General features: G+C 64.8%; 21 protein-coding genes and 1 pseudogene. 16 read left to right on the forward strand and 6 right to left on the reverse strand.

Annotation, left to right across the window (positions count from 1 at the left end):
• Positions 1–480: pseudogene (locus ACSQ22_RS24635) on the forward strand (methyl-accepting chemotaxis protein); the annotation flags it as partial.
• Between the two features lie 189 nt (positions 481–669).
• Here the strand turns inward: ACSQ22_RS24635 and ACSQ22_RS24640 are convergent.
• Positions 670–2,157 (reverse strand): PLP-dependent aminotransferase family protein, encoded by a 1,488-nt coding sequence (locus ACSQ22_RS24640; RefSeq protein WP_436131808.1) that lies wholly within the window; start codon positions 2,155–2,157, stop codon positions 670–672.
• Positions 2,158–2,323: 166 nt separating this feature from the next.
• Between ACSQ22_RS24640 and ACSQ22_RS24645 the strand changes: the two genes are divergently transcribed.
• From ACSQ22_RS24645 to ACSQ22_RS24700, 12 genes are all read left to right on the forward strand, one after another.
• Positions 2,324–3,118 (forward strand): c-type cytochrome, encoded by a 795-nt coding sequence (locus ACSQ22_RS24645; protein ID WP_436131809.1) that lies wholly within the window; start codon positions 2,324–2,326, stop codon positions 3,116–3,118.
• 14 nt (positions 3,119–3,132) lie between these two features.
• Positions 3,133–4,413, forward strand: coding sequence for a c-type cytochrome (locus ACSQ22_RS24650; RefSeq protein ID WP_436131810.1), 1,281 nt, complete (start codon positions 3,133–3,135; stop codon positions 4,411–4,413).
• Between the two features lie 57 nt (positions 4,414–4,470).
• Complete coding sequence (locus tag ACSQ22_RS24655) at positions 4,471–4,869, forward strand: thioredoxin family protein (protein WP_436131811.1); 399 nt, start codon at positions 4,471–4,473, stop codon at positions 4,867–4,869.
• A 170-nt stretch (positions 4,870–5,039) separates the two neighbouring features.
• A complete protein-coding gene (locus ACSQ22_RS24660) occupies positions 5,040–8,414 on the forward strand; it encodes an SNF2-related protein (RefSeq protein ID WP_436131829.1) in 3,375 nt (1,124 codons plus the stop codon).
• 276 nt (positions 8,415–8,690) lie between these two features.
• On the forward strand, positions 8,691–9,287 hold the full coding sequence (gene rimP / locus ACSQ22_RS24665) for a ribosome maturation factor RimP (RefSeq protein ID WP_436131812.1): 597 nt from the start codon (positions 8,691–8,693) through the stop codon (positions 9,285–9,287).
• Positions 9,288–9,366: 79 nt separating this feature from the next.
• Positions 9,367–10,851: a transcription termination factor NusA gene (gene nusA, locus ACSQ22_RS24670; RefSeq protein WP_436131813.1), complete on the forward strand. Its 1,485-nt coding sequence runs from the start codon at positions 9,367–9,369 to the stop codon at positions 10,849–10,851.
• 24 nt (positions 10,852–10,875) lie between these two features.
• Positions 10,876–13,749 carry a translation initiation factor IF-2 gene (gene infB, locus ACSQ22_RS24675; protein WP_121506026.1) on the forward strand — a complete coding sequence of 958 codons (2,874 nt, stop codon included), beginning with the start codon at positions 10,876–10,878 and terminating at the stop codon, positions 13,747–13,749.
• An 18-nt stretch (positions 13,750–13,767) separates the two neighbouring features.
• Positions 13,768–14,139 carry a 30S ribosome-binding factor RbfA gene (gene rbfA / locus ACSQ22_RS24680; protein ID WP_010458038.1) on the forward strand — a complete coding sequence of 124 codons (372 nt, stop codon included), beginning with the start codon at positions 13,768–13,770 and terminating at the stop codon, positions 14,137–14,139.
• Between the two features lie 3 nt (positions 14,140–14,142).
• Positions 14,143–15,135: a tRNA pseudouridine(55) synthase TruB gene (gene truB / locus ACSQ22_RS24685; RefSeq protein ID WP_218300145.1), complete on the forward strand. Its 993-nt coding sequence runs from the start codon at positions 14,143–14,145 to the stop codon at positions 15,133–15,135.
• Positions 15,132–16,958: a translational GTPase TypA gene (gene typA, locus ACSQ22_RS24690; protein WP_055398157.1), complete on the forward strand. Its 1,827-nt coding sequence runs from the start codon at positions 15,132–15,134 to the stop codon at positions 16,956–16,958. Before truB ends, typA begins: the two co-directional genes overlap by 4 nt.
• Positions 16,959–17,049: 91 nt before the next feature.
• Positions 17,050–17,925 (forward strand): DMT family transporter, encoded by an 876-nt coding sequence (locus tag ACSQ22_RS24695; RefSeq protein ID WP_121506028.1) that lies wholly within the window; start codon positions 17,050–17,052, stop codon positions 17,923–17,925.
• A complete protein-coding gene (locus ACSQ22_RS24700) occupies positions 17,922–19,016 on the forward strand; it encodes an enoyl-CoA hydratase/isomerase family protein (RefSeq protein WP_436131814.1) in 1,095 nt (364 codons plus the stop codon). Before ACSQ22_RS24695 ends, ACSQ22_RS24700 begins: the two co-directional genes overlap by 4 nt.
• 51 nt (positions 19,017–19,067) lie before the next feature.
• Here ACSQ22_RS24700 and ACSQ22_RS24705 read toward each other — a convergent pair whose 3' ends face one another.
• The 4 genes from ACSQ22_RS24705 to smpB all read right to left on the reverse strand — a co-directional run bounded on the left by ACSQ22_RS24705 (position 19,068) and on the right by smpB (position 21,564).
• Positions 19,068–19,985: an anti-sigma factor family protein gene (locus ACSQ22_RS24705; RefSeq protein ID WP_436131815.1), complete on the reverse strand. Its 918-nt coding sequence runs from the start codon at positions 19,983–19,985 to the stop codon at positions 19,068–19,070.
• A 9-nt stretch (positions 19,986–19,994) separates the two neighbouring features.
• Complete coding sequence (locus tag ACSQ22_RS24710) at positions 19,995–20,540, reverse strand: RNA polymerase sigma factor (RefSeq protein ID WP_055398154.1); 546 nt, start codon at positions 20,538–20,540, stop codon at positions 19,995–19,997.
• A 33-nt stretch (positions 20,541–20,573) separates the two neighbouring features.
• Positions 20,574–20,945 (reverse strand): COG4315 family predicted lipoprotein, encoded by a 372-nt coding sequence (locus tag ACSQ22_RS24715; RefSeq protein WP_436131816.1) that lies wholly within the window; start codon positions 20,943–20,945, stop codon positions 20,574–20,576.
• Between the two features lie 145 nt (positions 20,946–21,090).
• Positions 21,091–21,564 (reverse strand): SsrA-binding protein SmpB, encoded by a 474-nt coding sequence (gene smpB / locus ACSQ22_RS24720; protein WP_055398252.1) that lies wholly within the window; start codon positions 21,562–21,564, stop codon positions 21,091–21,093.
• 118 nt (positions 21,565–21,682) lie between these two features.
• Between smpB and ACSQ22_RS24725 the strand changes: the two genes are divergently transcribed.
• Both ACSQ22_RS24725 and ACSQ22_RS24730 read left to right on the forward strand, forming a co-directional pair.
• Entirely contained in the window at positions 21,683–22,123 is a 441-nt protein-coding gene (locus ACSQ22_RS24725; RefSeq protein WP_121420481.1) for a type II toxin-antitoxin system RatA family toxin, read from the forward strand.
• Positions 22,116–22,475, forward strand: a complete 360-nt coding sequence (locus ACSQ22_RS24730; protein WP_055398152.1) for an RnfH family protein — start codon at positions 22,116–22,118, stop codon at positions 22,473–22,475. Before ACSQ22_RS24725 ends, ACSQ22_RS24730 begins: the two co-directional genes overlap by 8 nt.
• 21 nt (positions 22,476–22,496) lie before the next feature.
• Here the strand turns inward: ACSQ22_RS24730 and ACSQ22_RS24735 are convergent, their stop codons facing one another.
• Positions 22,497–23,036: a DUF4124 domain-containing protein gene (locus ACSQ22_RS24735; RefSeq protein WP_306553589.1), complete on the reverse strand. Its 540-nt coding sequence runs from the start codon at positions 23,034–23,036 to the stop codon at positions 22,497–22,499.
• Between the two features lie 108 nt (positions 23,037–23,144).
• Here ACSQ22_RS24735 and guaB point away from each other — a divergent pair, with 108 nt between their 5' ends.
• A complete protein-coding gene (gene guaB, locus ACSQ22_RS24740) occupies positions 23,145–24,620 on the forward strand; it encodes an IMP dehydrogenase (protein ID WP_055398151.1) in 1,476 nt (491 codons plus the stop codon).
• Positions 24,621–24,825 lie beyond the last annotated feature (205 nt).

Below are 24,825 nucleotides of genomic sequence, written 5' to 3' on the forward strand. Positions count from 1 at the left end.
AGAGTGACGGACATCATGGGAGAGATCAGCGCCGCCAGCAGCGAACAAAGCGCAGGAGTGGGCCAGGTGGGAGAAGCCGTCACGCAGATGGACCAGGCCACGCAGCAAAACGCAGCGTTGGTGGAAGAAATGGCGGCTGCTGCCAGCGCCCTGAACGCCCAGGCCGGCGAACTGGTCAACGCCGTGGCCGTGTTCAAGCTCGACGCCAACGCCATGCGCAGCGCGCCAGCACCGGCACCCCGAGCGCCCATCGCTGCCCCTGCATTCACCCCCCAACGCAGTGCAGGCGCGACCAAAGGCGCCAGCAAGATCGGCAGCGCAAAGCCCGCCAAACCCCAGGCCAGCCTGGCAGCGCCCAAGGCCAGCGCGGCCGCCCCTGCAGCCGCCCCTGCAGCCAGCACCCGCCCCCCGGTTGCCAGCGCGCCAGCGCCTGCAGCCGCAGCCAAGGGCGGCAACGACGACGAATGGGAGAGCTTCTGAGCGGGCATGCCCCCGCCTGAGGGATAGCGACGAGGGATATGGATAAAAACAGGCCCTGGCGCTTGCCCATAAAGCGCGGGTAGCTATCAAAAGTAAAGCACGCTGAGGGGCATCCTCAGCGTGCTTTTTTGTTGGCGGCCTGGCTCAGAGCCGTGTCTGTGCCGGACAGGTTGTGCTGCAGTGGCCGCTCTATAAATTTGAGCTGTTGGTGCACGCACCAAGGGGTGTGCGCGCACCCTCGGCAGCCAGCACAGTGGCCAGACGGCCCACGCATTCCAGGGCGGGTTGCAGGCGGTCATGTGCCGGGTGCCCGTAGTTGATGCGCACGCAGTGCGCAAAACGCCGGTCGGCCGAAAAAATCTGCCCGGGCGCCAGGCTGATGCCCTGCGCGAGTGCCTGACGATGCAGCGCCAGTGCATCGACCTCCTGCGGAAGCTCTGCCCACAAAAAGTAACCCCCCTCGGGCCGCGACACGCGCGTGCCCCGCGGGAAGTGCTGGGCCACCGCCGCCAGCGCAATCGCCTGCTGCTGTTCCAGGCTGCGGCGCAGCGCGCGCAGGTGCCGGTCGTAGCCGCCCTGGGGCAGGTATTCAGACAGCGCCTGCTGCGATGGTGTGGCGGCTGATAGTGTGGTCATCAGCTTTAGCCGCTGCACCGCCGTGGCAAAGCGGCCCGCCGCCACCCAGCCCACGCGGTAGCCGGGCGCCAGGCTCTTGCTGAACGAGCTGCAGTGCATCACCAGCCCTTCGGCATCAAACGCCTTGGCCGGGGGCGGGCGCTGGGGGCCGAAGTGCAGTTCGCCATACACGTCGTCCTCGATCAGCGGGATCTGGTGACGGGCGAGCAGTGCCACGAGTTCGCGTTTTTTGTCCTCCGGCATCAGGCTGCCCAGCGGGTTTTGAAAGCTGGGCATGAGCCAGCAGGCCTTGACCGGTTGGTGGGCCGGCTGGCGCTGCAGCGCCTCGGCCAGCGCAGCCAGGTCGATGCCGTCGCGTGGGTGGGTGGCGATCTCCAGCGCCTGCAGGTTCAGCCGCTCCAGCGCCTGCAGGGCGGCATAGAAGGTGGGCGATTCGACCACCACCACATCGCCGGGCTGGGTGACGGCCTCCAGGCAGAGGTTGAGCGCCTCCATCGCGCCGTTGGTGATGATGATTTCTTCCACATCCACCGCGCTGCCGTGCAGGCCGTAGCGCAGCGCGATCTGCTGGCGCAGGCGCTCGTCACCCGGTGGCAGGCTTTGCACGATGTTCCACGGGTCGAGCTTGCGCATGCCGCTGGCCAGGCACCGCGCTAGGCGGTCCAGCGGAAACAGCTCCAACCCCGGGAAGGCCGAGCCCAGCGGTACCAGATCGCGGTCACGGGCCAGGCCCAGCACCTCGAACACCAGGTCGCTGATCGCCACGCCGGTGGAGGTGGCGGCGGGCTGCGAGGGCAGGGGCTCGGCGGGGCGGGCCTCGGCCGTGCTGGGCAGCCGGGCGCTCACGTAGTAGCCCGAGCGCGGGAGGGCGTGGATGAGGCCCTGTGCCTCCAGCAGGTAATACGCCTCGAACACGGTGGACGGGCTGATGCCCCGCGTGCGGCTGGCCTCGCGCACCGAAGGCACGCGGTCGCCAGGGCGCAGCGCGCCGCTGTGGATGAGCTGCGCGATGGTGTCAGCGTGGCGTTCGTAGCGTTTCATTGGGGTGGTGGGGCTGGCTGCTTGTCAAACTGATCTGTATTTTTAACAGGAAACTGAATCTGTACTGTTTTTGCCGCTGGGCGTAGAGTGTCGGCTTGTGTTGGTGCATGCCCCGAGCGCACGGCTTGTAGGTGCCCGCCGACCGTTTCCCCACGGAAAAATCCCCATGATCGATTGCCTGCGCGGCTTGCTGCGCCCTGTTTTTTCCGCACCCGGCGCGGCTGCCCTGGTGGCGCTGGCGTTGACGGCTGGCGCTGCGGCCCAGACGGTGCCCGCCAGCACGCCCCCTGCTACCCCTGCGGCCACGGTGCCCGTGTCGTCCATGTCCTCGCGCGTGCTGGCCTGTACCGCGTGCCACGGCAAAGAGGGCCGGGCCACGCCAGATGGGTACTTTCCGCGCATTGCGGGCAAACCGGCGGGCTACCTGGCCAACCAACTGCTCAACTTTCGGGACGGGCGGCGCAGCTACCCGCAGATGACTTACCTGATTGAACACCTGACCGACGACTATCTGCGCGAGATGGCCGAGCACTTTGCAGCGCTGGACTTGCCTTACCCTCCGCCGCCCGCACCCCAAGCGCCCGCCGCTGTGCTGGAGCAAGGCCGCAAGCTGGTGCAAGGGGGCGATGGGGCCCGCAATATCCCCGCCTGCGTGGCCTGCCATGGCGCAGCCATGACGGGTGTGACCCCGTCCATACCCGGCCTGCTAGGCCTGCCGCGCGACTACCTCAACAGCCAGCTGGGTGCCTGGAAGACCGGCCAGCGCCGGGCGCATCTGCCCGACTGCATGGCCGACATTGCCCGCCAGCTCACGCCCGACGATGTGAGTGCTGTCTCGGCCTGGTTGGCCGCCCAGCCCGTGGCGGCGGGGGGCAAGCCCGCCCGCACCTTGCCTGCTGCGATGCCCGCGCGCTGCGGTGGTGTGGCCGAAGTGCCCGTGGCCGCTGCGGCTGCACGTTGAGAAGGGATGCACCGATGAAACGCATCCTCTGGACGATCTCTTCCATTCTGGCCGCGTTGGGCATTGCGGCAGCACTGCTGATCAGCCTGAACTTGCGCGGCGAAGAGCCTCTGCCCGCTGGCGAGACGCTGCAGAGCACACCTGAATTGATTCAGCGCGGCGAGTACCTGGCCCGCGTGGGCAACTGCATGGCCTGCCACACCACGCAGGGCGGTGCGCCGTTTGCCGGCGGGCGCGGCATCGAGACGCCGTTTGGCGTGGTGCACAGCTCCAACCTCACGCCCGACAAGGCACATGGCATTGGCAGCTGGACCTCGGCCGAGTTCTGGCGCGCCATGCACCACGGCCGCAGCAAGGACGGGCGGCTGTTGTATCCGGCCTTTCCGTACCCCAACTACACACAGGTGACGCGCGAGGATTCGGACGCCATCTTTGCCTACCTGCACAGCCTGCCCGCCGCCGCTGAAGCCAACCGCGACCACGCGCTGCGTTTTCCGTACAACACGCAGGCGGCGCTGGGTGTTTGGCGGGCGCTGTTCTTCACGCCCGGGGCGCCTCAACCCGAACCCACGCAGTCGGCTGAATACAACCGGGGCGCTTACCTGGTCAACGGCCTGGGCCATTGCACCGCCTGCCACACGCCGCGCAACGCATTGGGCGCCACCACCGACGCCAAGGCCTTTACCGGCGGGCTGATCCCGGTGCAGAACTGGTATGCCCCTGCGCTCAATGCTGCGCATGAGGCGGGTGTCAAAGAATGGAAAACCGAAGACGTGGTGGCCTTGCTGAAAACCGGCGTGGCCCCGCACGGCTCGGCGCTGGGCCCCATGGCCGAAGTGGTGTTCCGCAGCACCCAGTACCTGAGCGACGCCGATGCGCGCGCCATGGCCGTGTACCTGCAGGGCCTGCCGCAGCAGGATCGCAAGGTGCCTGCCACCGTAGCCGCCCCGCCAGCCAGTGCCATGGCACGCGGCAGCAAGGTGTACGAACAACACTGCGCCCAGTGCCATGGCGACAAAGGCCAGGGCGAACCCGGCGCCTTCCCGGCGCTGGCGGGCAACCGCGCCATCACGCTGAGCGACCCGACCAACCTGGTGCGCGTGGTGCTGCAGGGTGGCTACCTGCCTGCCACGGCGGGCAACCCGCGCCCGCATGGCATGCCACCGTTCCAGCAGTTTCTGTCCGACGAGGACGTGGCGGCGGTGACGACCTTTGTGCGCAACAGCTGGGGCAACCAGGCGCCGGGTGTGGGTACCATCGAGGTTTACCGCGCCCGCGAACGACGCGGTTTGTAGCGCGGGGCCTGCTGTCTTCACAGCGCTCCCGCCACGCCAGCCCCAGGAGCCCGTTTGATGTCCAGCCCCGCCGCATTGCCCCCGTCCCCCCCCCCAAGCCCTGCGGCCGCCACGCCCGGTGGCTGGTGGGCCGTGTGCCTGTGCGCAGCGTGGTGTGGAACCTGTGGCATCTACCGCCCCCTGTTCGACGAATTGGCCCGCGCGCATCCGGAGGTGCGTTTTGAATGGGTGGACATCGAAGACGAGTCCGATCTGGCTGGCGACCTGGACGTGGAAACCTTTCCAACCCTGCTGATTGCCGACGGCCAGCGCGCGCTGTTCCTGGGACCGCTGCTGCCCCAGGCGCCCGTGCTGGCCCGGCTGCTGGCCAGCCTACAGGCCGCCCCTGGCAGCGCAGGGGCGGGCAGCGAGGCCCAGGGCGTTTTTGAGCGTGTGCGCGCCGCGCGCAGCCAGTAAACGCCGCGTTCTGGATACTCACTCATTGCTCATTTTTTAGTAGCTGCTAGCGCTTGATAGTAAAGCGCTAGGGCCATTTTCCGCTTCTATTTGTGTCTTCCCCCGCTGCTCCGTCCTTTTCCATCAGCTCGCTGCAGGCACACTGCGACCAAGGCGCATGGTCGCGCGGTATGGGACTTTTCCGGCAGTCCGCCGTCGTCCGCATCGACGTTGAAGAGGAAGGCAAAGGCGTCTGGCGCATCGGCGGCGAAGTGCAGGGCACCCAACCCGAGCCGTACGCGCTGTCGGTAGAGCTGGTGCTGGCGCCCAACGGCCAGGTCCGCTCCTGGACGGGCGAATGCACCTGCCCGGTGGGCGAAGACTGCAAACACGCCGTAGCCCTGACGCTGAAGGCACTGGACATGCGCCCAGGCGCAGAGCCTGCCCCCCGTTCGCCCCCTACAGCGCAGGCCGCGCAAGCGCTGCAGGCTATGCAGGAGCGCGTTGCCGCCCAGGCCCGCGCAGAGGCCGAGGCCCGCCTGGTGCGTTGGCTGAACGACTGGGATCTGGCGGCAGACAACGCCGCGCTGCCACTGGCTGGCGCACAGGCAGACCGGCCGGAGTGTTACCTCTACCTGCTCTCCACCATCGGGCGCCTGCGCAATGGCGCGCCACAGCTGCAGATCGAGGCCGTGGTGTCCTACCCCAAGCTCACCGGCGGCTGGGCCATGCCCAAGGCCGTCCGGACCCAACCTGGACCCGGCCAGGCGGTGTATGACCGCGCCACGGATGCAGACCGCCAGCTGCTGCAACTGCTGCGTGCCATGCCGCGCAGCGTGGGCTACTACTCGGCCTACAGCGGCGCGCCGACGGGTGTGCTGGAGGGAGCTGTAGGCCTGCTGGCACTGCAGCAGGCGGCTGCCACGGGGCGTCTGTTTGTGGATGCAGGCGGCTCCACGGTGGGCGTGCCGCTGCGCTGGGGCGATCCGCAGCCCATTGCCTGGGCCTGGAAAGAAAAAGTCGCGTCCGGTGGTGGCGACGGTGGCGACAACGCCTGGACCTTGCAGGCCCGCCTGCCCAGCCCCAGCGCCACGCTGTGTGCTAACCACCCGCCCCTGTACCTCGATGTCGCCCAGGGCCTGTGCGGCCCCGTGTCGGCCGAGGGGTTGAGCCCCGAACAACTGGAACTGTTGCTGCAGGCGCCTCCGCTCGCCGCCGCCGCGCTGCAAAAACACCATGCCGAGGTGGCGAGCCGCCTTGGGGGCATGCTACCGCTGCCGCCGGTGCTCAGCCCTCTCACACGCGTGCAGGGCGTCAGGCCCGTGGCGCGCCTGCACCTGGCGCCCGTGCCCGAAGCCGATGTGCCGGGCCTGGGCCTCATCAGCGCCCAGTTGCGCTTTGACTACCAGGGCCATGTGGGCTGGTGGGCCGGGCAGGACCTGAGTGTGCTGGTGACTGGCGCCGACGGCAGTCAGGTGCTGCTGCAGCGCGACGCGGCGGCCGAGCTGGATGCCATTGAACGCCTGATGGACCTGGGCCTGCTGGCCACCGACGATGGCCTGTTCGGCATCCCCGGCGAGGAATCGCAGGACGACTGGATGCACTGGTTTGACAACGGGTTTTCTGTGTTGCGCGAGGCCGGTTTTGTGCTTACGCAGGACGCGGCGCTGGACGGCTGGATCACCCATGCCGACACGCTGGACGTGTCACTGCAACCCAGTGGCGAAGATGAGGCCACATCGCCCTGGTTTGCGCTGTCGCTGGGCATGGAAATCAACGGCGTGCGCCACAACATCCTGCCGTTGCTGCCCCTGCTGATCGCCGCTGCCGCCCAGCAGCCGCCCGACCCCGTCACTGGACAGCCGCAGCTGCCGCCGTTTGCTTACCTGCGGGGTGTGGGTACATCGGGTTTTGTGCGGGTGCCGACCGACGCGCTGCGCCCCTGGATGGCCGCCTTGCTGGACCTGGTGGGCGACCGCGCGCACGACTTCAGCGGCGACAGCCTCAAGCTCTCGCGCATGGACGCGCTGCGCACCAGCGCCGCGTTGGGCGAGGGCGCGGTGTGGCAGGGCGCCGATGCCTTGCGCGCCATGGTGGCCCAGTTGCAGGGCGTCGGCGCCTTGCCGGAGGTGCCTTTGCCCGCCAGCGTACAGGCCACCTTGCGGCCGTACCAGCAGCAGGGGCTGAACTGGCTGCAGTTTCTGAGTGCCCACGGACTGGCCGGTGTGCTGGCCGACGACATGGGCCTGGGCAAGACGCTGCAGACCCTGGCACACATCCAGGTCGAAAAAGACGCGGGGCGGCTGACCGCACCTGCGCTGGTCATCGCACCCGTGAGCCTCATGGGCAACTGGCAGCGCGAGGCGGCCCGCTTTTGCCCTGGGCTACGTTGTCTGGTGCTGCATGGCGCCGGCCGACACGGCATGGCAGATACAGTCACCGAGCATGACCTGGTCATCGCCCCGTATTCGCTGCTGCAGCGCGACCGCGAGCGCTGGTTGGCGCACCAGTGGCACCTGGTGGTGCTGGATGAAGCGCAGAACATCAAGAACGCCAGCACGCATGCCGCGCAGGTGGTCAGCCAGCTGCAGGCGCGCCACCGGCTGTGCCTGTCGGGCACGCCCATGGAAAACCACCTGGGCGAGATCTGGAGCCTGTTTCACTTTTTGATGCCAGGTTTTCTGGGCAGTCAAACACGCTTCAAGGAGGTGTTTCGCACGCCCATCGAAAAGCAGGGCGACGGCGCGCGCATGGCGCAGCTGCGCGCGCGCATCACGCCCTTCATGCTGCGCAGGACCAAGGCCCTGGTGGCGGGCGAGCTGCCGCCCAAGGTCGACTCGGTGATGCCCGTGGAGCTGACCGGCACGCAGGCCGATCTGTACGAAACCATCCGCCTGGGTATGGAAAAAACCGTGCGCGAAGCCCTGCAGACCAAGGGGCTGGCGAAGTCGCAGATCACCATCCTTGATGCGCTGCTCAAGCTGCGCCAGGTGTGCTGCCACCCGCAACTCGTGCCGCTGGATGCTGCCAAGAAGGTCAAGACATCGGCCAAGCTGGACCAGCTGATGGCGCTGCTGCCCGAGATGCTGGCCGAAGGGCGGCGCATTTTGCTGTTCTCGCAGTTCACCAGCATGCTCACGCTGATCGAGGCCGAGCTGAAAAAACGCAACCTGCCCTGGGTCAAGCTCACGGGGCAGAGCCAGAAGCGCGACGCGATCATCGAACAGTTCACCAGCGGGCAGGTGCCGCTGTTCCTGGTCAGCCTGAAGGCGGGCGGGGTGGGGCTGAACCTGCCGCAGGCCGACACGGTGATTCACTACGACCCCTGGTGGAACCCGGCGGTGGAAAACCAGGCCACCGACCGCGCCCACCGCATTGGACAGACACAGAGCGTATGGGTGATCAAACTGGTGGCGCAGGGCACGATTGAAGAGCGAATTTTGGCGCTGCAGGAGCGCAAGGCGCAGCTGGCCGGCAGTCTGTACAGCGACTCCGCTGCACGCAAGGAGCCGCTGTTCACCGAGGGCGATCTGGCCGAGCTGCTGCTGCCGCTATCACAGTCATAGCTGCTCGCGCCGATTGGATAAGCGCCAGGTGCCGTTTTGGCACCACATCGTCCGGCAGGCCGCATGCACACTGGCCTGGGCGCGTTGACAACAGTTTTGCCCGTCCGCGCCTTTGCAAATCAACACTTTGCGCGCTACAATACGACTCTCACGACCAAACGGGCGGGTACCAACCGCCCGTTTTTTTTGGTCGAACGCTTTTGGAGCTCGAAGCTGTCGGGGAAGAGTCTCCGGGGGTTATCGGGTTTTTTGTTTTTCCGGGATTGAACTGAACACGTGGCATTGCAGCAAGTCGTTGAACAAATTGTGACGGGCCTGGGGTATGACCTGGTGGAGATCGAACGCTCCGCTGGCGGTTTGCTGCGCGTCACCATCGACTTGCCCTGGGTGCAGCCGGCCGCTGATGCGCCCCAGCCCGTGGTTGAGCAGTTCGTGACCGTCGAGGATTGCGAGAAGGTCACGCGCCAGCTGCAGTTTGCGCTGGAGGTCGATGGCGTCGAGTACAAGCGCCTCGAAGTGTCGTCCCCCGGCATCGATCGCCCCCTGCGCCATGAGCAAGACTTTGTCCGCTTCGAGGGTTCGGTCATCGACGTCACCCTGAAGGCGCCCATCGGCGTTGCGGCGGCGGCGGGGCAGGTGAATGCCACCCGCAAGAAATTTCGCGGCACGCTGGAGCGCGCCGAGGCTGGGGGGTGGCAGATCGTCTGGAGTGACGAGCCGCCGGTCAAGCCAGGTCAAAGGGTCAGCAAGAAACGTGTGCCCGCCCCATTGCAGGCGCTGGGCTTTACCTTGGACGAGGTTCGGGATGTGCGCCTGGCGCCCATCGTGGATTTCAAGGGGCGTGCAGGCAAGGCTGGGGCGGCACCCGCCTGAGTGGATGCTGAAAAATTGGGGTGGGTGGCAGCCGCGCGCAGCCTCCGCCTTCGGGTGATTGAAATAGGAGAGTCGTCGCATGAATCGCGAATTGTTGATGTTGGTTGAGGCCATTTCGCGCGAAAAGAACGTGGAGCGTGATGTGGTCTTGGGCGCCGTGGAGTCGGCCCTGGCCCAGGCTACCAAGAAGCTGTACCAGGGCGAGGTGGACATTCGCGTGTCCGTAGATCGCGACAGCGGCAACTATGAGACTTTCCGTCGCTGGCTGGTGGTGCCCGATGATGCCGGCCTGCAAAACCCCGAGGCCGAAGAGCTGCTGATGGATGCGAAGGACCGCATTCCGGACATCGAAGTGGGCGAGTACATCGAAGAAGGTGTCGAGTCCGTGCCCATCGGCCGCATCGGCGCCATGGCTGCCAAGCAGGTCATCCTGCAGAAGATCCGCGACGCCGAGCGCGAAATGCTGCTCAACGACTTCATGTCGCGCGGCGAGAAAATCTTTACCGGCACCGTCAAGCGCATGGACAAGGGCGACATCATTGTCGAATCCGGCCGTGTGGAAGGACGTCTGCGCCGTGGCGAGATGATCCCGAAGGAAAACCTGCGCAGTGGCGACCGTGTGCGTGCCATGATCATGGAAGTGGACCTGGCGCTGCGCGGCGCTCCCATCATCCTGTCGCGCTCGGCCCCCGAGTTCATGATCGAACTCTTCCGCAACGAAGTGCCTGAGATCGAACAAGGCCTGCTGGAAATCAAGTCCTGCGCCCGTGACCCCGGCTCGCGCGCCAAGATCGCCGTGCTGAGCCACGACAAGCGCGTGGACCCCATTGGCACCTGCGTCGGTGTGCGTGGCACCCGCGTCAATGCGGTGACCAACGAACTCGCTGGCGAACGCGTGGACATCGTGCTGTGGTCCGAAGACCCTGCACAGTTTGTGATCGGCGCCCTGGCCCCGGCCAACGTGTCCTCCATCGTGGTCGATGAAGAAAAACACGCCATGGACGTGGTCGTGGACGAGGAAAATCTCGCCATCGCCATTGGCCGTGGTGGTCAGAACGTGCGTCTGGCGTCCGATCTGACTGGCTGGAAGATCAACATCATGGACGCCGCCGAAAGCGCGCAAAAGCAGGCCAACGAGACCGACACGGCCCGCAAGCTGTTCATGGAAAAGCTCGATGTGGACGAGGAAATCGCCGACATCCTGATCTCCGAAGGCTTCAACAGCCTCGAAGAAGTGGCCTATGTGCCGCTGCAGGAAATGCTGGAGATCGAAAGCTTCGACGAAGACACCGTCAACGAGTTGCGTGCCCGTGCCAAGGATGCGCTGCTCACGATGGAAATCGCCCGTGAGGAAAGCGTGGAAGAGGTCTCCCAGGACCTGCGCGACCTCGAAGGCCTCACCCCCGAGCTGATTGCCAAGTTGGCTGAAGGCGGTGTGCACACACGTGACGACCTGGCCGATCTGGCCATTGATGAACTGACCGACCTGACCGGACAGTCTGAAGAAGATGCCAAAGCCTTGATCATGAAGGCGCGCGAACACTGGTTCGCGGGGCAAGAGTAAAGGTCAGGGAGGCACGAACCACATATGTCCAGTAATACTGTCGCCGAGTTTGCAACCGAACTCAAAAAATCGCCTGAAACCCTGCTCGACCAGCTCAAAGCTGCGGGCGTGGGCAAGGCCGCCCCTTCCGACGCGTTGACCGAGTCGGACAAGCAAAAGCTGCTTGCTTATTTGCAGGCCAGCCACGGCACGGCTTCGGCCGACCGCAAGAAGATCACGCTGGTGAAGAAGTCCACCAGCGAGATCAAGCAGGCGGATGCCACGGGCAAGGCCCGCACGATCCAGGTGGAAGTGCGCAAGAAGCGCACGTTCATCCAGCGCGACGAAGGTGCCGAGGCATCTGCCGAATCCCATGCGCCCGCCGCTGCGGAAGAGGCCGCTGTTTCCAGCGAAGACCTGGAACTGTCCCGCCGCGAGGAAGAAGCTCGCCGCCAGGCCGAGCTGATCCGCCGCCAGGAGACGGAGCTGGCCGAAAAGCGTGCCGAGCGTGAAGCGCGCGAAAAGCGTGAGCGTGAAGCTGAAGAGCGCGCTGCCGCCTATGCCGCCCAGGAAGCCGAGAAGAAGGCACAAGCCTCTGCTGTCAAGCAGGAGGCCACCCGCGAGCAAGCGGCCGAAGCCGCTGCACGCAATGCAGCCCAAACTGAAGCCCGCGAAAAGGCTGCCGCTGAATCCAAGGCACGTGCCGACGAGGAAACAGCGCGCGCTGCTGACCTGGACGCCCGTCGCCGCAAGGCCGAAGCGGAAGCTGCTGCGATCCGGTCCATGATGGCAACGCCCAAGAAGGCGGTCATGGTGGCCAAGAAGCCAGAAGAACCCAAGCCAGTGGCCAAGCCCGCTGCCGTGGGGGATGCCAAGAAGGGCACCCTGCACAAGCCGGCTGTCGGCACCGGTGTGGCGCGCGCAGGCGCTCCCGCCACTGCCGGGGCAGGCGCAGGTGCGCCAGGCGCTGGCAAGGAAGTGAAGTCGGCCAAGCTGTCCTCCAGCTGGGCCAACGACACCGCCAAGAAAAAAGAAATCAAGACCCGTGGCGACAGCAGCGGCGGTGTCGGTCGCAACAACTGGCGTGGTGGCCCGCGTGGCCGCCGTGGCGACAGCCGCGACCATCGCGACGATCACCAGCAGTCTGCACCGGTCGAGGCGCGCATCATTGAAGTGCATGTGCCCGAAACCATCACGGTGGCAGAGCTGGCACACAAGATGTCGATCAAGGCGTCTGAAGTGATCAAGGCACTGATGAAGATGGGCCAGATGGTCACCATCAACCAGCCGCTGGACCAGGACACCGCCATGATCGTGGTGGAAGAACTGGGCCACAAGGCGGTGGTGGCAGCGCTGGACGATCCAGAAGCCTTTACCGACGACGATACGACCCAGCAGAACGTGGAATTGTTGCCACGTGCTCCTGTGGTGACCGTCATGGGTCACGTGGACCATGGCAAGACCTCGCTGCTCGATTACATTCGCCGCGCCAAGGTGGCTGCGGGTGAAGCCGGTGGCATCACGCAGCACATCGGTGCCTACCACGTGGAAACACCACGCGGCATGGTGTCGTTCCTTGACACCCCGGGCCACGAGGCCTTCACGGCCATGCGTGCCCGTGGTGCCCAGGCCACGGACATCGTGATCCTGGTGGTGGCGGCCGATGACGGTGTCATGCCCCAGACCAAGGAAGCCATCAAGCACGCCAAGGCGGCTGGTGTTCCTATCGTGGTGGCGATCACCAAGGCCGACAAGCCCGATGCCAACCCCGACCGTGTCAAGCAGGAGCTGGTGGTCGAAGAGGTGGTGCCTGAAGAGTACGGTGGCGATTCGCCGTTCGTGCCTGTGTCTTCCAAGACCGGCATGGGCATCGACACGCTGCTGGAGCAAGTGCTGCTGCAGGCCGAAGTGCTGGAACTCAAGGCACCGGTCGATTCACTGGCCAAGGGTCTGGTGATCGAAGCCCAGCTCGACAAGGGCCGCGGCCCTGTGGCCACGGTGCTGGTTCAGTCCGGCACGCTCAAGGTGGGCGACATTGTGCTGGCTGGCCAGACCTATGGCCGCGTGCGCGCCATGCTGGACGAAAACGGCAAGGTCGCCAAGACGGCAGGCCCGTCGATCCCGGTGGAAATCCAGGGTCTGACGGAAGTGCCGCAGGCCGGCGACGAATTCATGGTGCTCACGGACGAACGCCGTGCCCGCGAAATCGCGACCTACCGTGCCGGCAAGTTCCGCAACACCAAGCTGGCCAAGCAACAGGCCGCCAAGCTGGAAAACATGTTTGCCGACATGACGGCGGGCGAAGTGAAGATGTTGCCCATCATCGTCAAGGCCGATGTACAGGGTTCGCAGGAAGCGCTGGCGCAGTCGCTGCTCAAGCTCTCGACCGACGAAGTCAAGGTGCAGCTGGTGTACGCCGCCGTGGGCGCCATCAGCGAGTCCGACATCAACCTGGCGATCGCCTCCAAGGCCATCGTGATCGGCTTCAACGTGCGGGCCGATGCCGGTGCGCGCAAGCTAGCCGAAGGCAATGGCGTCGATCTGCACTACTACAGCATCATTTACGACGCTGTGGACGAGCTGCGTGTGGCGATGTCCGGCATGCTGGCCCCCGAGCAGCGCGAAGAGATCATCGGCACCGCCGAGATCCGCACGGTGTTCGTTGCGACCAAGATCGGCACGATTGCCGGTTCGTACATCACTTCGGGCATGGTCCATCGCAACGCACGCTTCCGCCTGCTGCGCGATAACGTGGTGGTCTACACCGGCGAAGTCGATTCGATCAAGCGCCTCAAGGACGATGTCAAGGATGTCAAGGAAGGCTTTGAGTGCGGTATCAAGCTCAAGAACTACAACGACATCAAGGAAGGCGATCACCTCGAATTCTTTGACATCAAGGAAATCGCGCGGACGCTGTAAGGCATCGGTGACGACGACATGGCTGCGAAGAAATCTTCCACCCCCAACCGCGCCTTCAAGGTCGCCGATCAGATCCAGCGCGATCTGACGGAACTGATCGCGCGCGAGTTGAAAGATCCGCGTGTGGGCATGGTGACGCTGCAGGGTGTGGAGGTGACTCCAGACTACGCACATGCCAAGGTGTTCTTCAGCCTGTTGACGGGCGACCCTGTGGAGACACAGGCGGCGCTCAACCAGGCTGCGGGTTTCCTGCGCAACGGCTTGTTCAAGCGCCTGCACATCCACACGGTGCCCACGCTGCACTTTGTGTTCGACCGCACCTCCGAGCGTGCGGCCGACATGAACGCCTTGATCGCCAAGGCAGTTTCTTCCCGCGCAAAAGAGGAGTAGTCCATGCACGCGCCTCGCACCAGGGTGCAGCGGCGCCCTGTGCATGGGGTGTTGCTGCTCGACAAACCGCTCGGCCTTTCGAGCAACGATGCCTTGCAAAAGGCGAAATGGCTCTTGCGCGCCGAAAAGGCGGGCCATACCGGCACGCTGGACCCATTGGCCACCGGCGTGTTGCCGCTGTGTTTTGGCGCGGCCACCAAGTTCAGCCAGCTGCAGCTGGATGCGCCGAAGACCTACGAAGCCGTTGCACTGCTGGGCACCACCACCACCACCGGCGACGCTGAAGGCGATGTGGTGCAACGCTGTGATGTGGACTTGGCACAGCTGACCCCTGAGCGTCTTGCGGCCGTGCAAGAGCAGTTCACCGGCCCTATTCGCCAGGTGCCGCCGATGCACAGTGCGCTCAAGAAAGACGGCAAGGCGCTGTACGAGTACGCGCGAGCAGGTGTCACGGTAGAGCGTGAAGCGCGCGATGTCGTCATTCATGCATTAAAACTGACCCTGACGCAGACAGATAAGGCGCAAGTAGCTATCAAAATAATAGTAACTTGCAGCAAAGGCACCTACATCCGCACGCTGGGTGAAGACATCGGGGCGGCGCTGGGTTGCGGCGCGCACCTGACCTTCTTGCGCCGCATCGACACGGGTGGAATCGGTGTGGAGCGCTGCGTCACGCTGGCCCAGCTGGAAGCCATGCCGGAGGCGGAGCGCCTGGCCAGCCTGGAGGCGCCCGAGTCGCTGCTGGCACAACACGTGCGTGTCACGCTGGACGGCGAGAATGCAGCCCGATTCCTGTCGGGCGTGCGTCGCCGTGGCACCTGGCCCGATGCCAGTGCCGTGGCGGTGTTCGGCGAGAATCCTCCGGCACTGCTGGGGGTGGGCCACATCGTGGGCGGGGAGCTGGTGCCGGACAGGCTCCTGAGTCCGCTGGAAATTCAACAAATTTTGGAAGGCATGCCGCACCCTCAAGCCAGCGGCACATTGGAAAAACTATGACGACGAAACAAATCCGCAACATCGCGATCATTGCCCACGTTGACCACGGCAAAACCACCATGGTCGACCAGCTGCTGCGCCAGTCCGGCACCTTCGCCGACCACGAAAAGGTCGTTGACACCGTGATGGACAACAACGCGATTGAAAAAGAGCGTGGCATTACCATCCTGGCCAAGAACTGCGCCGTGAGCTGGAAGGGCACGCACATCAACATCGTGGACACCCCCGGCCACGCGGACTTCGGCGGTGAAGTGGAGCGTGCGCTGTCCATGGTGGACAGCGTGGTGCTGCTGATCGACGCGCAAGAAGGCCCCATGCCCCAAACGCGTTTCGTGACCAAGAAGGCCCTGGCTTTGGGCCTGCGCCCCATCCTGGTGGTGAACAAGGTGGACAAGCCCGGTGCCAACCCCGACAAGGTGGTGAACGCCGCGTTCGACCTGTTCGACAAGCTCGGTGCCACCGACGAACAACTCGACTTCCCCGTGGTGTACGCCTCGGGCATCAACGGCTGGTCGTCGCTGGAAGAAGGCGCACCTGGTGAGCAGTGGGGTCCCGACATGTCGGCCCTGTTCGACACGATCCTCTCGCACGTTCCACCGAACACGGGCGACCCAGCCGCTCCGCTGCAACTGCAGATTTCGGCGCTGGACTTCTCCACCTTTGTGGGCCGCATCGGCGTGGGCCGCATCAGCCAGGGCACCATCAAGCCCGGCCAGGATGTGCTCGTCATGGAAGGCCCCGATGGCAAGTCCGTCAAGGGCCGTGTCAACCAGGTGCTGACCTTCCAGGGCCTTGATCGCATGCAGACGCCGCTGGCGGGCCCTGGCGACATCGTGCTGATCAACGGCATCGAAGACATCGGCATCGGCGTGACCGTGACCGACCCCGCCAACCCGTCGCCGCTGCCCATGCTGAAGGTGGACGAGCCCACGCTGACCATGAACTTCTGCGTAAACACCTCGCCCCTGGCCGGCCGCGAAGGCAAGTTCGTGACCAGCCGCCAGATCTGGGACCGTCTGCAAAAGGAGCTGCAGCACAACGTGGCCCTGCGCGTGTCTGAGACCGATGAAGAAGGTATCTTCGAAGTGATGGGCCGGGGTGAACTGCACCTGACCATCCTCTTGGAAAACATGCGCCGTGAAGGCTACGAGCTGGCGGTGTCCAAGCCCCGCGTGGTGTTCAAGGACATCGACGGCGTGAAGCACGAGCCTATCGAGCTGGTGACGGTGGACATCGAAGAAGGCCACCAGGGCGGCGTGATGCAGGCCTTGGGCGAGCGCAAGGGCGAATTGGTGAACATGGAGTCCGACGGCCGTGGCCGCGTACGCCTCGAATACCGTATCCCCGCACGTGGCCTGATCGGTTTCACCAACGAATTCCTGAACCTGACGCGTGGTTCGGGCCTGATCTCCAACATCTTCGACAGCTACGAGCCGCACAAGGGCGACATCGGTGGCCGCAAGAACGGTGTGCTGATCTCCATGGACGATGGTGAAATCTTCACCTACGCCCTGGGCAAGCTGGACGACCGTGGCCGCATGTTCGTGAAGGCGAACGACCCCGTGTACGAAGGCATGATCGTGGGCATTCACAGTCGCGACAACGACCTGATCGTGAACGCCACGCGCACCAAGCAGCTGACCAACTTCCGTGTCTCTGGCAAGGAAGACGCGATCAAGATCACGCCCCCGATCGACCTGACGCTGGAATACGGCGTGGAATTCATCGAGGACGATGAACTGGTCGAAATCACGCCCAAGTCTGTGCGCTTGCGCAAGCGCCACCTGACCGAGAACGAGCGCAAGCGCGCTGCACGGTCCTGATCGGCGGAGCGTTCAGAGAAGCGCTCAGAGCACGTTCAAAAAGGGGCCACTGCGACGCAGTGGCCTTTTTGCCGTCTGAATCCTGGAGCCTCTGTTGAAATTGACACATTCCCGTGCCGTGGCGCTGATGGTGGCCGTGACCCTCATGTGGTCCATTGCCGGTGTGGTCACGCGCCACCTGGAGCATGCGGCGAGCTTTGAGGTGACCTTCTGGCGCAGCTTCTTCACGCTGCTGTCGCTGCTGGTCATCCTGCCTGCGCTGCAGGGCAGGGCGGTGTTCGCCTCCATGCGCCACAGCGGCCGTGCGCTGTGGATCTCTGGCGTGTGCTGGAGCGTGATGTTCACGGCATTCATGGTGGCGCTGGTGCTCATGCCGGTGGCCAATGTGCTGGTCACGATGGCCGTGGGGCCGCTGCTCACGGCGTTGTTCGCGCGCATTTTTATCGGCCACCACATCGCCCCGCGCACCTGGGCCGCGATTGCCGTGGCTGGGCTGGGCATTGGGTGGATGTATGGTTCGCAGATGGCGGGCCTGCCCCTGGCAGGTACGCTGGTGGCGCTGTGTGTGCCGGTGGCAGCCGCCATCAACTGGACGGTGGTGCAGCATTCGCAGCGCCACGGCCATGCGGTGGACCTGGTGCCTGCGGTGCTGGTCGGCGCGGTGATCTCGGTGGTGGCTACGTTGCCGCTGGCGCTGCCTTTTCAGGCTTCAGGGCATGACCTGGCCCTGCTGGCGCTGTTGGGCGTGGTGCAATTGGCCATCCCTTGTGTGCTGGCCGTGCGCTGCGGCCGGGTGCTCAAGGCGCCAGAGATGGCGTTGCTCGGCTTGCTCGAAGTCATCTTTGGAATTTTGCTGGCCTGGCTGGGCGCAGGCGAAAAGCCTGCTCCGGCGGTGCTGACGGGAGGCGTGCTCGTGATCGGTGCGCTGGTTTTTAATGAACTATTGGGTTGGAAGGAACAAAAATGACGGAGACGGTATTGCCTGATGTGTTGAGTGAAGTGCGAGGCCCGGTGGGCTTCATCACGTTGAACCGCCCGCGTGCGCTCAATGCCCTCTCGCTGGGCATGGTGCGTGACCTCATGGGCATCTTGCTGGCATGGCAAAACGATGCGCGGGTGCTGGCCGTGGCCATCCGTGGCAGCAACAAGGAAGGCCCGTTTGGTGCCTTCTGCGCCGGTGGAGACATCCGCTTTTTGCACCAGGCGGGCAGCCAGGGCAACCCGCTGATCGAGGACTTCTTCACCGAGGAGTACGCGCTCAACCACCTGATCCACAACTACGCCAAGCCCTACATCGCCTTCATGGACGGCATCGTGATGGGTGGCGGCATGGGCATCAGCCAGGGCGCCGCCCTGCGCGTGGTGACCGAGCGCACGAAGATGGCCATGCCGGAGACGGCCATTGGCCTGTTCCCGGATGTGGGGGGGGGCTATTTTCTGAGCCGGTGTCCCGGTCGTGTGGGCGAATGGCTGGCGCTCACCGGCGACACCATTGGCGCCGGTGATGCCATCGAAAACCGGTTGGCAGACGGTTGTCTGCCTGCTGACCAGCAAGCGGCCGTGTGGGAGGCGCTGGGCACCCAGAGCTTTGCCAGCGGTGCTGCCGTCAAAGACTATGTTGCTTCTAAATTTGTAGCTGCTAGCGCTTTGCAGAAAAGCGCTAGGGGCCAAATTGACCAATATTTTTCGTTGGGCAGCGTGGGCGAGATCGTGGCGGCGCTTGAAGCGGCCGACAGTGACTGGGCACGCGCCACGGCGGCCACGCTGCGCAAGCGCTCGCCCCTCATGTTGCACGTGGTGCTGGAACAAATCCGCCGCGCACGGGACATGGGCTTGGCCGACGACCTGCGCATGGAGCGCGACATGGTGCGCCACTGCTTCTTCCTGCGCCCCGGCCAGAGCGAAACGGTGGAGGGCATCCGAGCCCTGGCCGTGGACAAGGACCATGCGCCCCAATGGAACCCTGGCCGCATCGAGGACGTGACGCCCGATATGGTGGCGCAGTTCTTCACCAGCCCCTGGCCTGCACACGCCCACCCGCTGGCCCATTTGTCCTGATCGGCGACGGTTGTAGCCGGGCAGTCCACCCGGAGAGTCCCTGGCGGCGCGTCAGGGGTTCAGCTGTTGGTACGCCGCTGTCGCCAAGCTCAGCAGCTCGGTGCGGGACAGCTGTCCGCTCAAGGCGTAGCCAAAGCCCGCGTCCGTCCAGTAAAAGCCTGGCACCGGGCCATCTTGCGTGAACTGGAATGCGGTCGCGCTTGCGGTGGTCGGTGGCTTTGGACGGGGCGTGTTGTCGCTGGCAGGGCCAGGGCTGGTGGATGCCGCAGCCAAGGCGCCCAGGTACAGCGTGATGCGCTGGCCTGCGCTGTTCTGGTACATGAACTGCGCGCGCACCCCGGTGTCGCCAGGCAGCAAGCGGCCACCCACCAGCTCATAACCCTGCGCGCCCAGCGCGGGGACCTTGAGCGGGCGGTCCAGCCGCTTGGACAGCCATTGCACCAGGTGGTCTTGCTGGGCGGCTGTAACTTCCACGGGGTGGCGGACTTCGGGCTGGTACACCGCGTGGGCGACTGCGGCTTGCTGGGCGAAGCGTTGTGCCGGTTCGGCAGCCAGCAGCGTGGTGCCGTTGCCCGTCGCCAGCGTTTTGCCGGGTGCCACGGCGGGCCACTGGCCGCGTCCCGTCCACCCCAGCACAAAGGCCAGCAACACGGAGGCGGCCATGCCACCCCAACGCCACCACTGCGCCTGCTGCTCCCGGCGGTCCGTGGCCCGCAATGCTGCGGCCATCAACGTATCGGGCACGGGGGCGTGGAGCAGGTCCTGGTGCAGGGCGTGTAGCTGCTCTCGCTGTGCCTGCCAGTGCGCCAGTGTGGCCTGCGCTTCCTGATCATCCTGCAATTGCTCGCGCAGCGCCTGCGCCTGTGCGGGCGGCAATTGGCCGTCCACGAGGGCGTGCCAGGTGCTGCTTTCGCCAGCGCGTGGGTGGGGGGCAGGGTGGATCGGGTCCATGGTGGGGGGGCGGGTCATGGCTCTTTTTTATTTGAGGCGACGCAGCACAGGCACAGCGCCTGCTGCGGGTGCGTCTGCGTGGGCAGCCGGTATAGGGCTGGGCGCGGGCTCTCGGTCCATCAGCGCGCGCAGGCGCGTGCGGGCGCGGGACAGGCGTGACATCACAGTGCCTGCCGGAATGCCCAGAATGCGCGCGGTGTCCTCGTAGCTCATGTCCTCCATGGCCACCAGCAGAAGCACGGCCCGCTGGTCGGCGGGCAGGCGCTGCAGACAGCGCTCCAGATCCAGGGCGTCATCCGAGGGAGCGCGGGCACCCGGCAACTGGTCGTGAATGTCGTCGATGTCCACCTGCGCCAGCGCGGGCAGCGCACGGCGTTGGTTGAGGTACAGGTTGTGCATCAGAGTGAACAACCACGCGCGCAGGTCGCTGCCCGTGCGCCACAGCAACCACTTGCTGCAGGCACGTTCCAGCGTGTCCTGCACCAGATCATCGGCCGCCCAGGCATCGCCTGTGAGCACCCGCGCGTACCGGCGCAGGCCGGGCAGTTGTTCGATGACCTGGGTGCGGTTCATGCCGTGTGGGGCCTGTGCGGCGTTGAAGGGTTCTCAGGGCCGTGCGGTGCGCCAGACCTGGTTCACCCCGTCGCCGGTTTTGTCGCCGGGCTTGGTGTCCTTGATCCAGTAGTAGAGCGGCTTGCCTTTGTAGGCCAGTTGGGTCTTGCCATCGTCACGGGTGATGACGCTGTAGTCGCCACCGGGTGCCTTGCTGGCCATGAGTGGTGGCCAGTTGGTGGCGCAGGGGCCGTTGCACACCGACTTGCCACTGGCTGCCGCGTCGCGGTCGAACGTGTACAGCGTCATGCCGCCCGCTCCGACCAGTACGCCGTCCATGGTCTTTACGGGCGAGTCGTTCATGGTGGCGCAGCCGGCCAGTGCGGCTGCTGCGACGAAGGCGGCCATCGAGATCAGTTTTTTCATGGGTTTCTCCAGGGTGTGGTGCAGGCGGAGGCGAATGCTGCCTTGCACCGGGACAAACACATGGGCGCAGCGGTTTATTCCACGGCGTCACAAAAAAATCTCAAAGGCTGGGCTGGGTGAGCGCAGACCGCATCGCACGCATGCCTCAGCGGCTGCGACTTTTCATGGCGCGCTCCACCTCGCGCTTGCCTTCGCGGTCCTTGATGGTGTCGCGCTTGTCATGCTCAGCCTTGCCCTTGGCCAGGGCAATTTCGCATTTCACAAAGCCGTTTTTCCAGTGCAGATTGAGCGGCACCAGCGTGTAGCCCTTTTGCTCGACCTTGCCGATCAGGCGCTTGATGTCGTCTTTCTTGAGCAGCAGTTTCTTGGTGCGCGCTGATTCGGGGTTGACGTGGGTGGAGGCGGTCTTGAGCGCATGGATCAGGCAGCCGAGCAGATACAGCTCGCCATCGCGGATCAGCACGTAGCCATCGGTCAGCTGCACCTTGCCCTCGCGCAGGGCCTTGACCTCCCAGCCGTGCAGCACCATGCCCGCCTCATGGCGTTCCTCGAAGAAATAGTTGTAAGCCGCTTTCTTGTTGTCGGCAATGCGGGACGTAGGATCGGGTTTTTTGGCCATGAAGAGGTAGATGCGGCACAAACCGGGAGTTAAAAGGCCTCCCTACAATGTGTGGGTGTCGCTGGCAGCGATTCTAATTTCCTCCGCTTGGCGCACACCGATGCCAGGCACAGTCTGCATGAAAACCGTTCACAAGTCCGTCCTCATTTGGTACAGCCCCGAAGAAATGTTTGCTCTGGTCACCGGGGTGGAACACTACCCCCAGTTTCTGCCATGGTGCGATCACGCGGGCGTGCTGGAGCAGACCGAGGACGGCATGACCGCCGAAGTGGGCATTGCGTTCAGCGGCATCCGCCAGACCTTTGTGACGCGCAATACCCACGAGGCAGGTCGGCGCGTGCAGATGCATCTCATCAAAGGGCCGTTCTCCCGCCTGGATGGCGACTGGCACTTCCACCCGGTGGGCGACGGTTCGCAGCGCGCATGCAAGGTGGAATTGCTGCTGAACTACGGTTTTGACAGTGCCACGCTCGCGGCGCTCGTAGGCCCGGTGTTTGACCGCATCGCTGGCAGCATGGTCGATGCCTTTGTGAAGCGTGCGGAGCAGGTGTATGGCTGAGCGGGTGCCGGGGAGCACTGTGCAGGTCACGGTGGTGGTCTGTATTGCTCCTCGCAAAACGCAGGAATGGGTACTTCAACTGCCCGAAGGTGCCACCGTGGCTGATGCGTTGCGGGCGTGTGGGGCGGATGGCGCACTGGGGCCGCAGGGCAGTGCAGACCGGCCGACCCTGGGCATCTGGGGGCGTGCAGTGTTGCCTGACGCCGCAATCAGACATCTGGACCGTGTGGAGGTCTACCGCCCACTGAAAGTGGACCCCAAGGTGGCCCGCCGTGAACGTTTTGCACGGCAGGGCGCGCGGACCACGGGGCTTTTTGCACGCCAGCGGCCCGGGGGTAAGTCGGGCTACTGAGGTCGCCTTGGGGGGCTCGGGTTAGCGCTTGCAGTCGGCGGCAATGATGCCGTCGATGCGTTTGGATTCCGCCGCCCGGCCAGCTTCGTCGAGGAAGATGCGCTCGCCCTGGGCGTTGGACTGGGTGATGGGTTTGCCCGAGTCAAATGCTGCCTTGGCCTGGCGCGCGCGCGTGCAGTTGTCTGCCTTGGCCTTGGCTAGCTTTTCTTCGTCTGCTTTTTTCTTGGCCGCTTCCGCCGCTTCTGCCTGGGCTTTTTTCTCTTCCAGGGCTTTGTCTTTGCCGGTACCCGGCGCGCTGGCGGCAGGCTTGGTGGCCGAGGCGGCAGCGGTGGTTGTGGCCGCAGGGGTTCCTTCCGCTGGCGCGGCTGCCACTGGAGCGGGTGCTGAACGCGGAACCCCGCCACCGGGCTGCTTCAGGATGTTCTTTTCCGGGGTATCTTGGGGTGGAGGGCGGTCGCTGAAGACCTTGCGGCCATCCTTGTCGATCCACTGCCATTGCGCCGCCGCGCCCATGGCCCAGGTGCAGGCCACGGCCAGCAGGAGAAGCTTATGCATTTTCATGCGGACAAGTTTATCCATGTGACTCACCCCCCGCCAGTGCGTTGAAGACGGGCGGGCGCGTTTTCACCACACGCGGCGCGGGTACAATCCGTCTTTTGGAGCTTTCTCATGCGCCTTCTTGGAAAAGCGCTCACCTTCGACGATGTGTTGCTGGTGCCAGCGTACTCCCAGGTCCTGCCCAAGGACACGTCCCTCGCGACGAAACTCTCCCGCAATATCCAACTGAACCTGCCGCTCGTGTCCGCCGCCATGGACACCGTGACCGAGGCGCGTCTGGCCATTGCCATTGCCCAGGAGGGCGGCATCGGCATCGTGCACAAGAACCTCACGGCGCAGGAGCAGGCTGCTCATGTGGCCAAGGTCAAGCGCTACGAGTCCGGCGTGCTGCGTGATCCGGTGGTCATCACCCCCGAGCACACGGTGCTGCAGGTGCTCCAGCTGTCCGAACAACTGGGCATCTCAGGCTTTCCCGTGTGCGACGGCGGCAAGGTGGTGGGTATCGTCACCGGCCGCGACCTGCGCTTCGAGACCCGTTACGACGTCAAGGTCCACCAGATCATGACCCCGCGCGAGAAGCTCATCACGGTCAATGAAAAAGAAGGCACCACGCCGGCCGAAGCCAAGGCGCTGCTCAACAAGCACAAGCTCGAACGCATCCTGGTCGTGAACGACGCCTTTGAGCTCAAGGGCCTGATCACGGTGAAGGACATCACCAAACAAACCAGCTTCCCCAACGCTGCCCGCGACGCCGCAGGTCGCCTGCGTGTGGGCGCTGCCGTGGGCGTGGGCGAGGGCACCGAAGAACGCGTCGAAGCCCTGGTCAAGGCCGGTGTGGACGCCATCGTGGTGGACACGGCCCACGGCCACAGCAAGGGCGTGATCGACCGCGTGCGCTGGGTCAAGCAGAACTACCCGCAGATCGACGTGATCGGCGGCAACATCGCGACCGGCGCGGCGGCCCTGGCGCTGGTCGAGGCGGGCGCGGATGCCGTCAAGGTCGGTATCGGCCCTGGTTCCATCTGCACCACCCGCATCGTGGCCGGTGTGGGCGTGCCCCAGATCATGGCCATCGACAACGTCGCCACGGCCCTCAAGGGCACAGGCGTGCCGCTGATTGCCGACGGCGGTATCCGCTACAGCGGCGACATCGCCAAGGCCCTGGCCGCTGGCGCCGGCACGGTGATGATGGGCGGCATGTTTGCAGGCACCGAAGAAGCGCCCGGAGAAGTCATCCTGTTCCAGGGCCGCAGCTACAAGAGCTACCGTGGCATGGGCTCCATTGGCGCCATGCAGCAGGGCAGTGCCGACCGCTACTTCCAGGAATCGAGCACCGGCAACCCCAACGCTGACAAGCTCGTGCCTGAAGGCATCGAAGGCCGCGTGCCCTACAAGGGCTCCATGGTTTCCATCGTCTACCAGATGGCTGGCGGCGTGCGTGCCTCCATGGGCTACTGCGGTTGCGCCACGATCGAAGAGATGAACAACAAGGCCGAGTTCGTCGAGATCACCACGGCTGGTATCCGCGAAAGCCATGTGCACGATGTGCAGATCACCAAGGAAGCGCCGAACTACCGCGCTGATTAAGGGACAACCCCCTGAGTCGCTTCGCGCCTTCCCCCTTCTCTCGAATGGCTGCGCCATTCGGGAAGGGAGACGCAGCCAGTGCACGCAAGCGAAGCGCCGCTGCGCAGCTAGGCGGCCCTTGCACGGCTGCCCTAGCCTGGATCGCGGGCGTTAGCAGGGTCTGGGTCTGATCCACCTTGGGAGATACCGAGTCTGGCTTGATTGA

The organism is Acidovorax sp. LjRoot38 (genome assembly GCF_964252975.1).
Taxonomy (GTDB): domain Bacteria; phylum Pseudomonadota; class Gammaproteobacteria; order Burkholderiales; family Burkholderiaceae_C; genus Acidovorax; species Acidovorax facilis.

Coding starts and splice junctions, on each gene's coding strand:
- ACSQ22_RS24710 (WP_055398154.1), bottom strand. CDS start 20,540: ATGAACCGCACCCAGGTCATCGAACAACTGCCCGGCCTGCGCCGGTAC.
- typA (WP_055398157.1), top strand. CDS start 15,132: ATGACGACGAAACAAATCCGCAACATCGCGATCATTGCCCACGTTGAC.
- smpB (WP_055398252.1), bottom strand. CDS start 21,564: ATGGCCAAAAAACCCGATCCTACGTCCCGCATTGCCGACAACAAGAAA.
- infB (WP_121506026.1), top strand. CDS start 10,876: ATGTCCAGTAATACTGTCGCCGAGTTTGCAACCGAACTCAAAAAATCG.
- ACSQ22_RS24725 (WP_121420481.1), top strand. CDS start 21,683: ATGAAAACCGTTCACAAGTCCGTCCTCATTTGGTACAGCCCCGAAGAA.
- ACSQ22_RS24735 (WP_306553589.1), bottom strand. CDS start 23,036: ATGAAAATGCATAAGCTTCTCCTGCTGGCCGTGGCCTGCACCTGGGCC.
- truB (WP_218300145.1), top strand. CDS start 14,143: ATGCACGCGCCTCGCACCAGGGTGCAGCGGCGCCCTGTGCATGGGGTG.
- ACSQ22_RS24705 (WP_436131815.1), bottom strand. CDS start 19,985: ATGACCCGCCCCCCCACCATGGACCCGATCCACCCTGCCCCCCACCCA.
- ACSQ22_RS24730 (WP_055398152.1), top strand. CDS start 22,116: ATGGCTGAGCGGGTGCCGGGGAGCACTGTGCAGGTCACGGTGGTGGTC.
- ACSQ22_RS24650 (WP_436131810.1), top strand. CDS start 3,133: ATGAAACGCATCCTCTGGACGATCTCTTCCATTCTGGCCGCGTTGGGC.
- ACSQ22_RS24715 (WP_436131816.1), bottom strand. CDS start 20,945: ATGAAAAAACTGATCTCGATGGCCGCCTTCGTCGCAGCAGCCGCACTG.
- ACSQ22_RS24655 (WP_436131811.1), top strand. CDS start 4,471: ATGTCCAGCCCCGCCGCATTGCCCCCGTCCCCCCCCCCAAGCCCTGCG.
- ACSQ22_RS24700 (WP_436131814.1), top strand. CDS start 17,922: ATGACGGAGACGGTATTGCCTGATGTGTTGAGTGAAGTGCGAGGCCCG.
- rbfA (WP_010458038.1), top strand. CDS start 13,768: ATGGCTGCGAAGAAATCTTCCACCCCCAACCGCGCCTTCAAGGTCGCC.
- guaB (WP_055398151.1), top strand. CDS start 23,145: ATGCGCCTTCTTGGAAAAGCGCTCACCTTCGACGATGTGTTGCTGGTG.
- ACSQ22_RS24640 (WP_436131808.1), bottom strand. CDS start 2,157: ATGAAACGCTACGAACGCCACGCTGACACCATCGCGCAGCTCATCCAC.
- nusA (WP_436131813.1), top strand. CDS start 9,367: ATGAATCGCGAATTGTTGATGTTGGTTGAGGCCATTTCGCGCGAAAAG.
- ACSQ22_RS24660 (WP_436131829.1), top strand. CDS start 5,040: ATGGGACTTTTCCGGCAGTCCGCCGTCGTCCGCATCGACGTTGAAGAG.
- ACSQ22_RS24645 (WP_436131809.1), top strand. CDS start 2,324: ATGATCGATTGCCTGCGCGGCTTGCTGCGCCCTGTTTTTTCCGCACCC.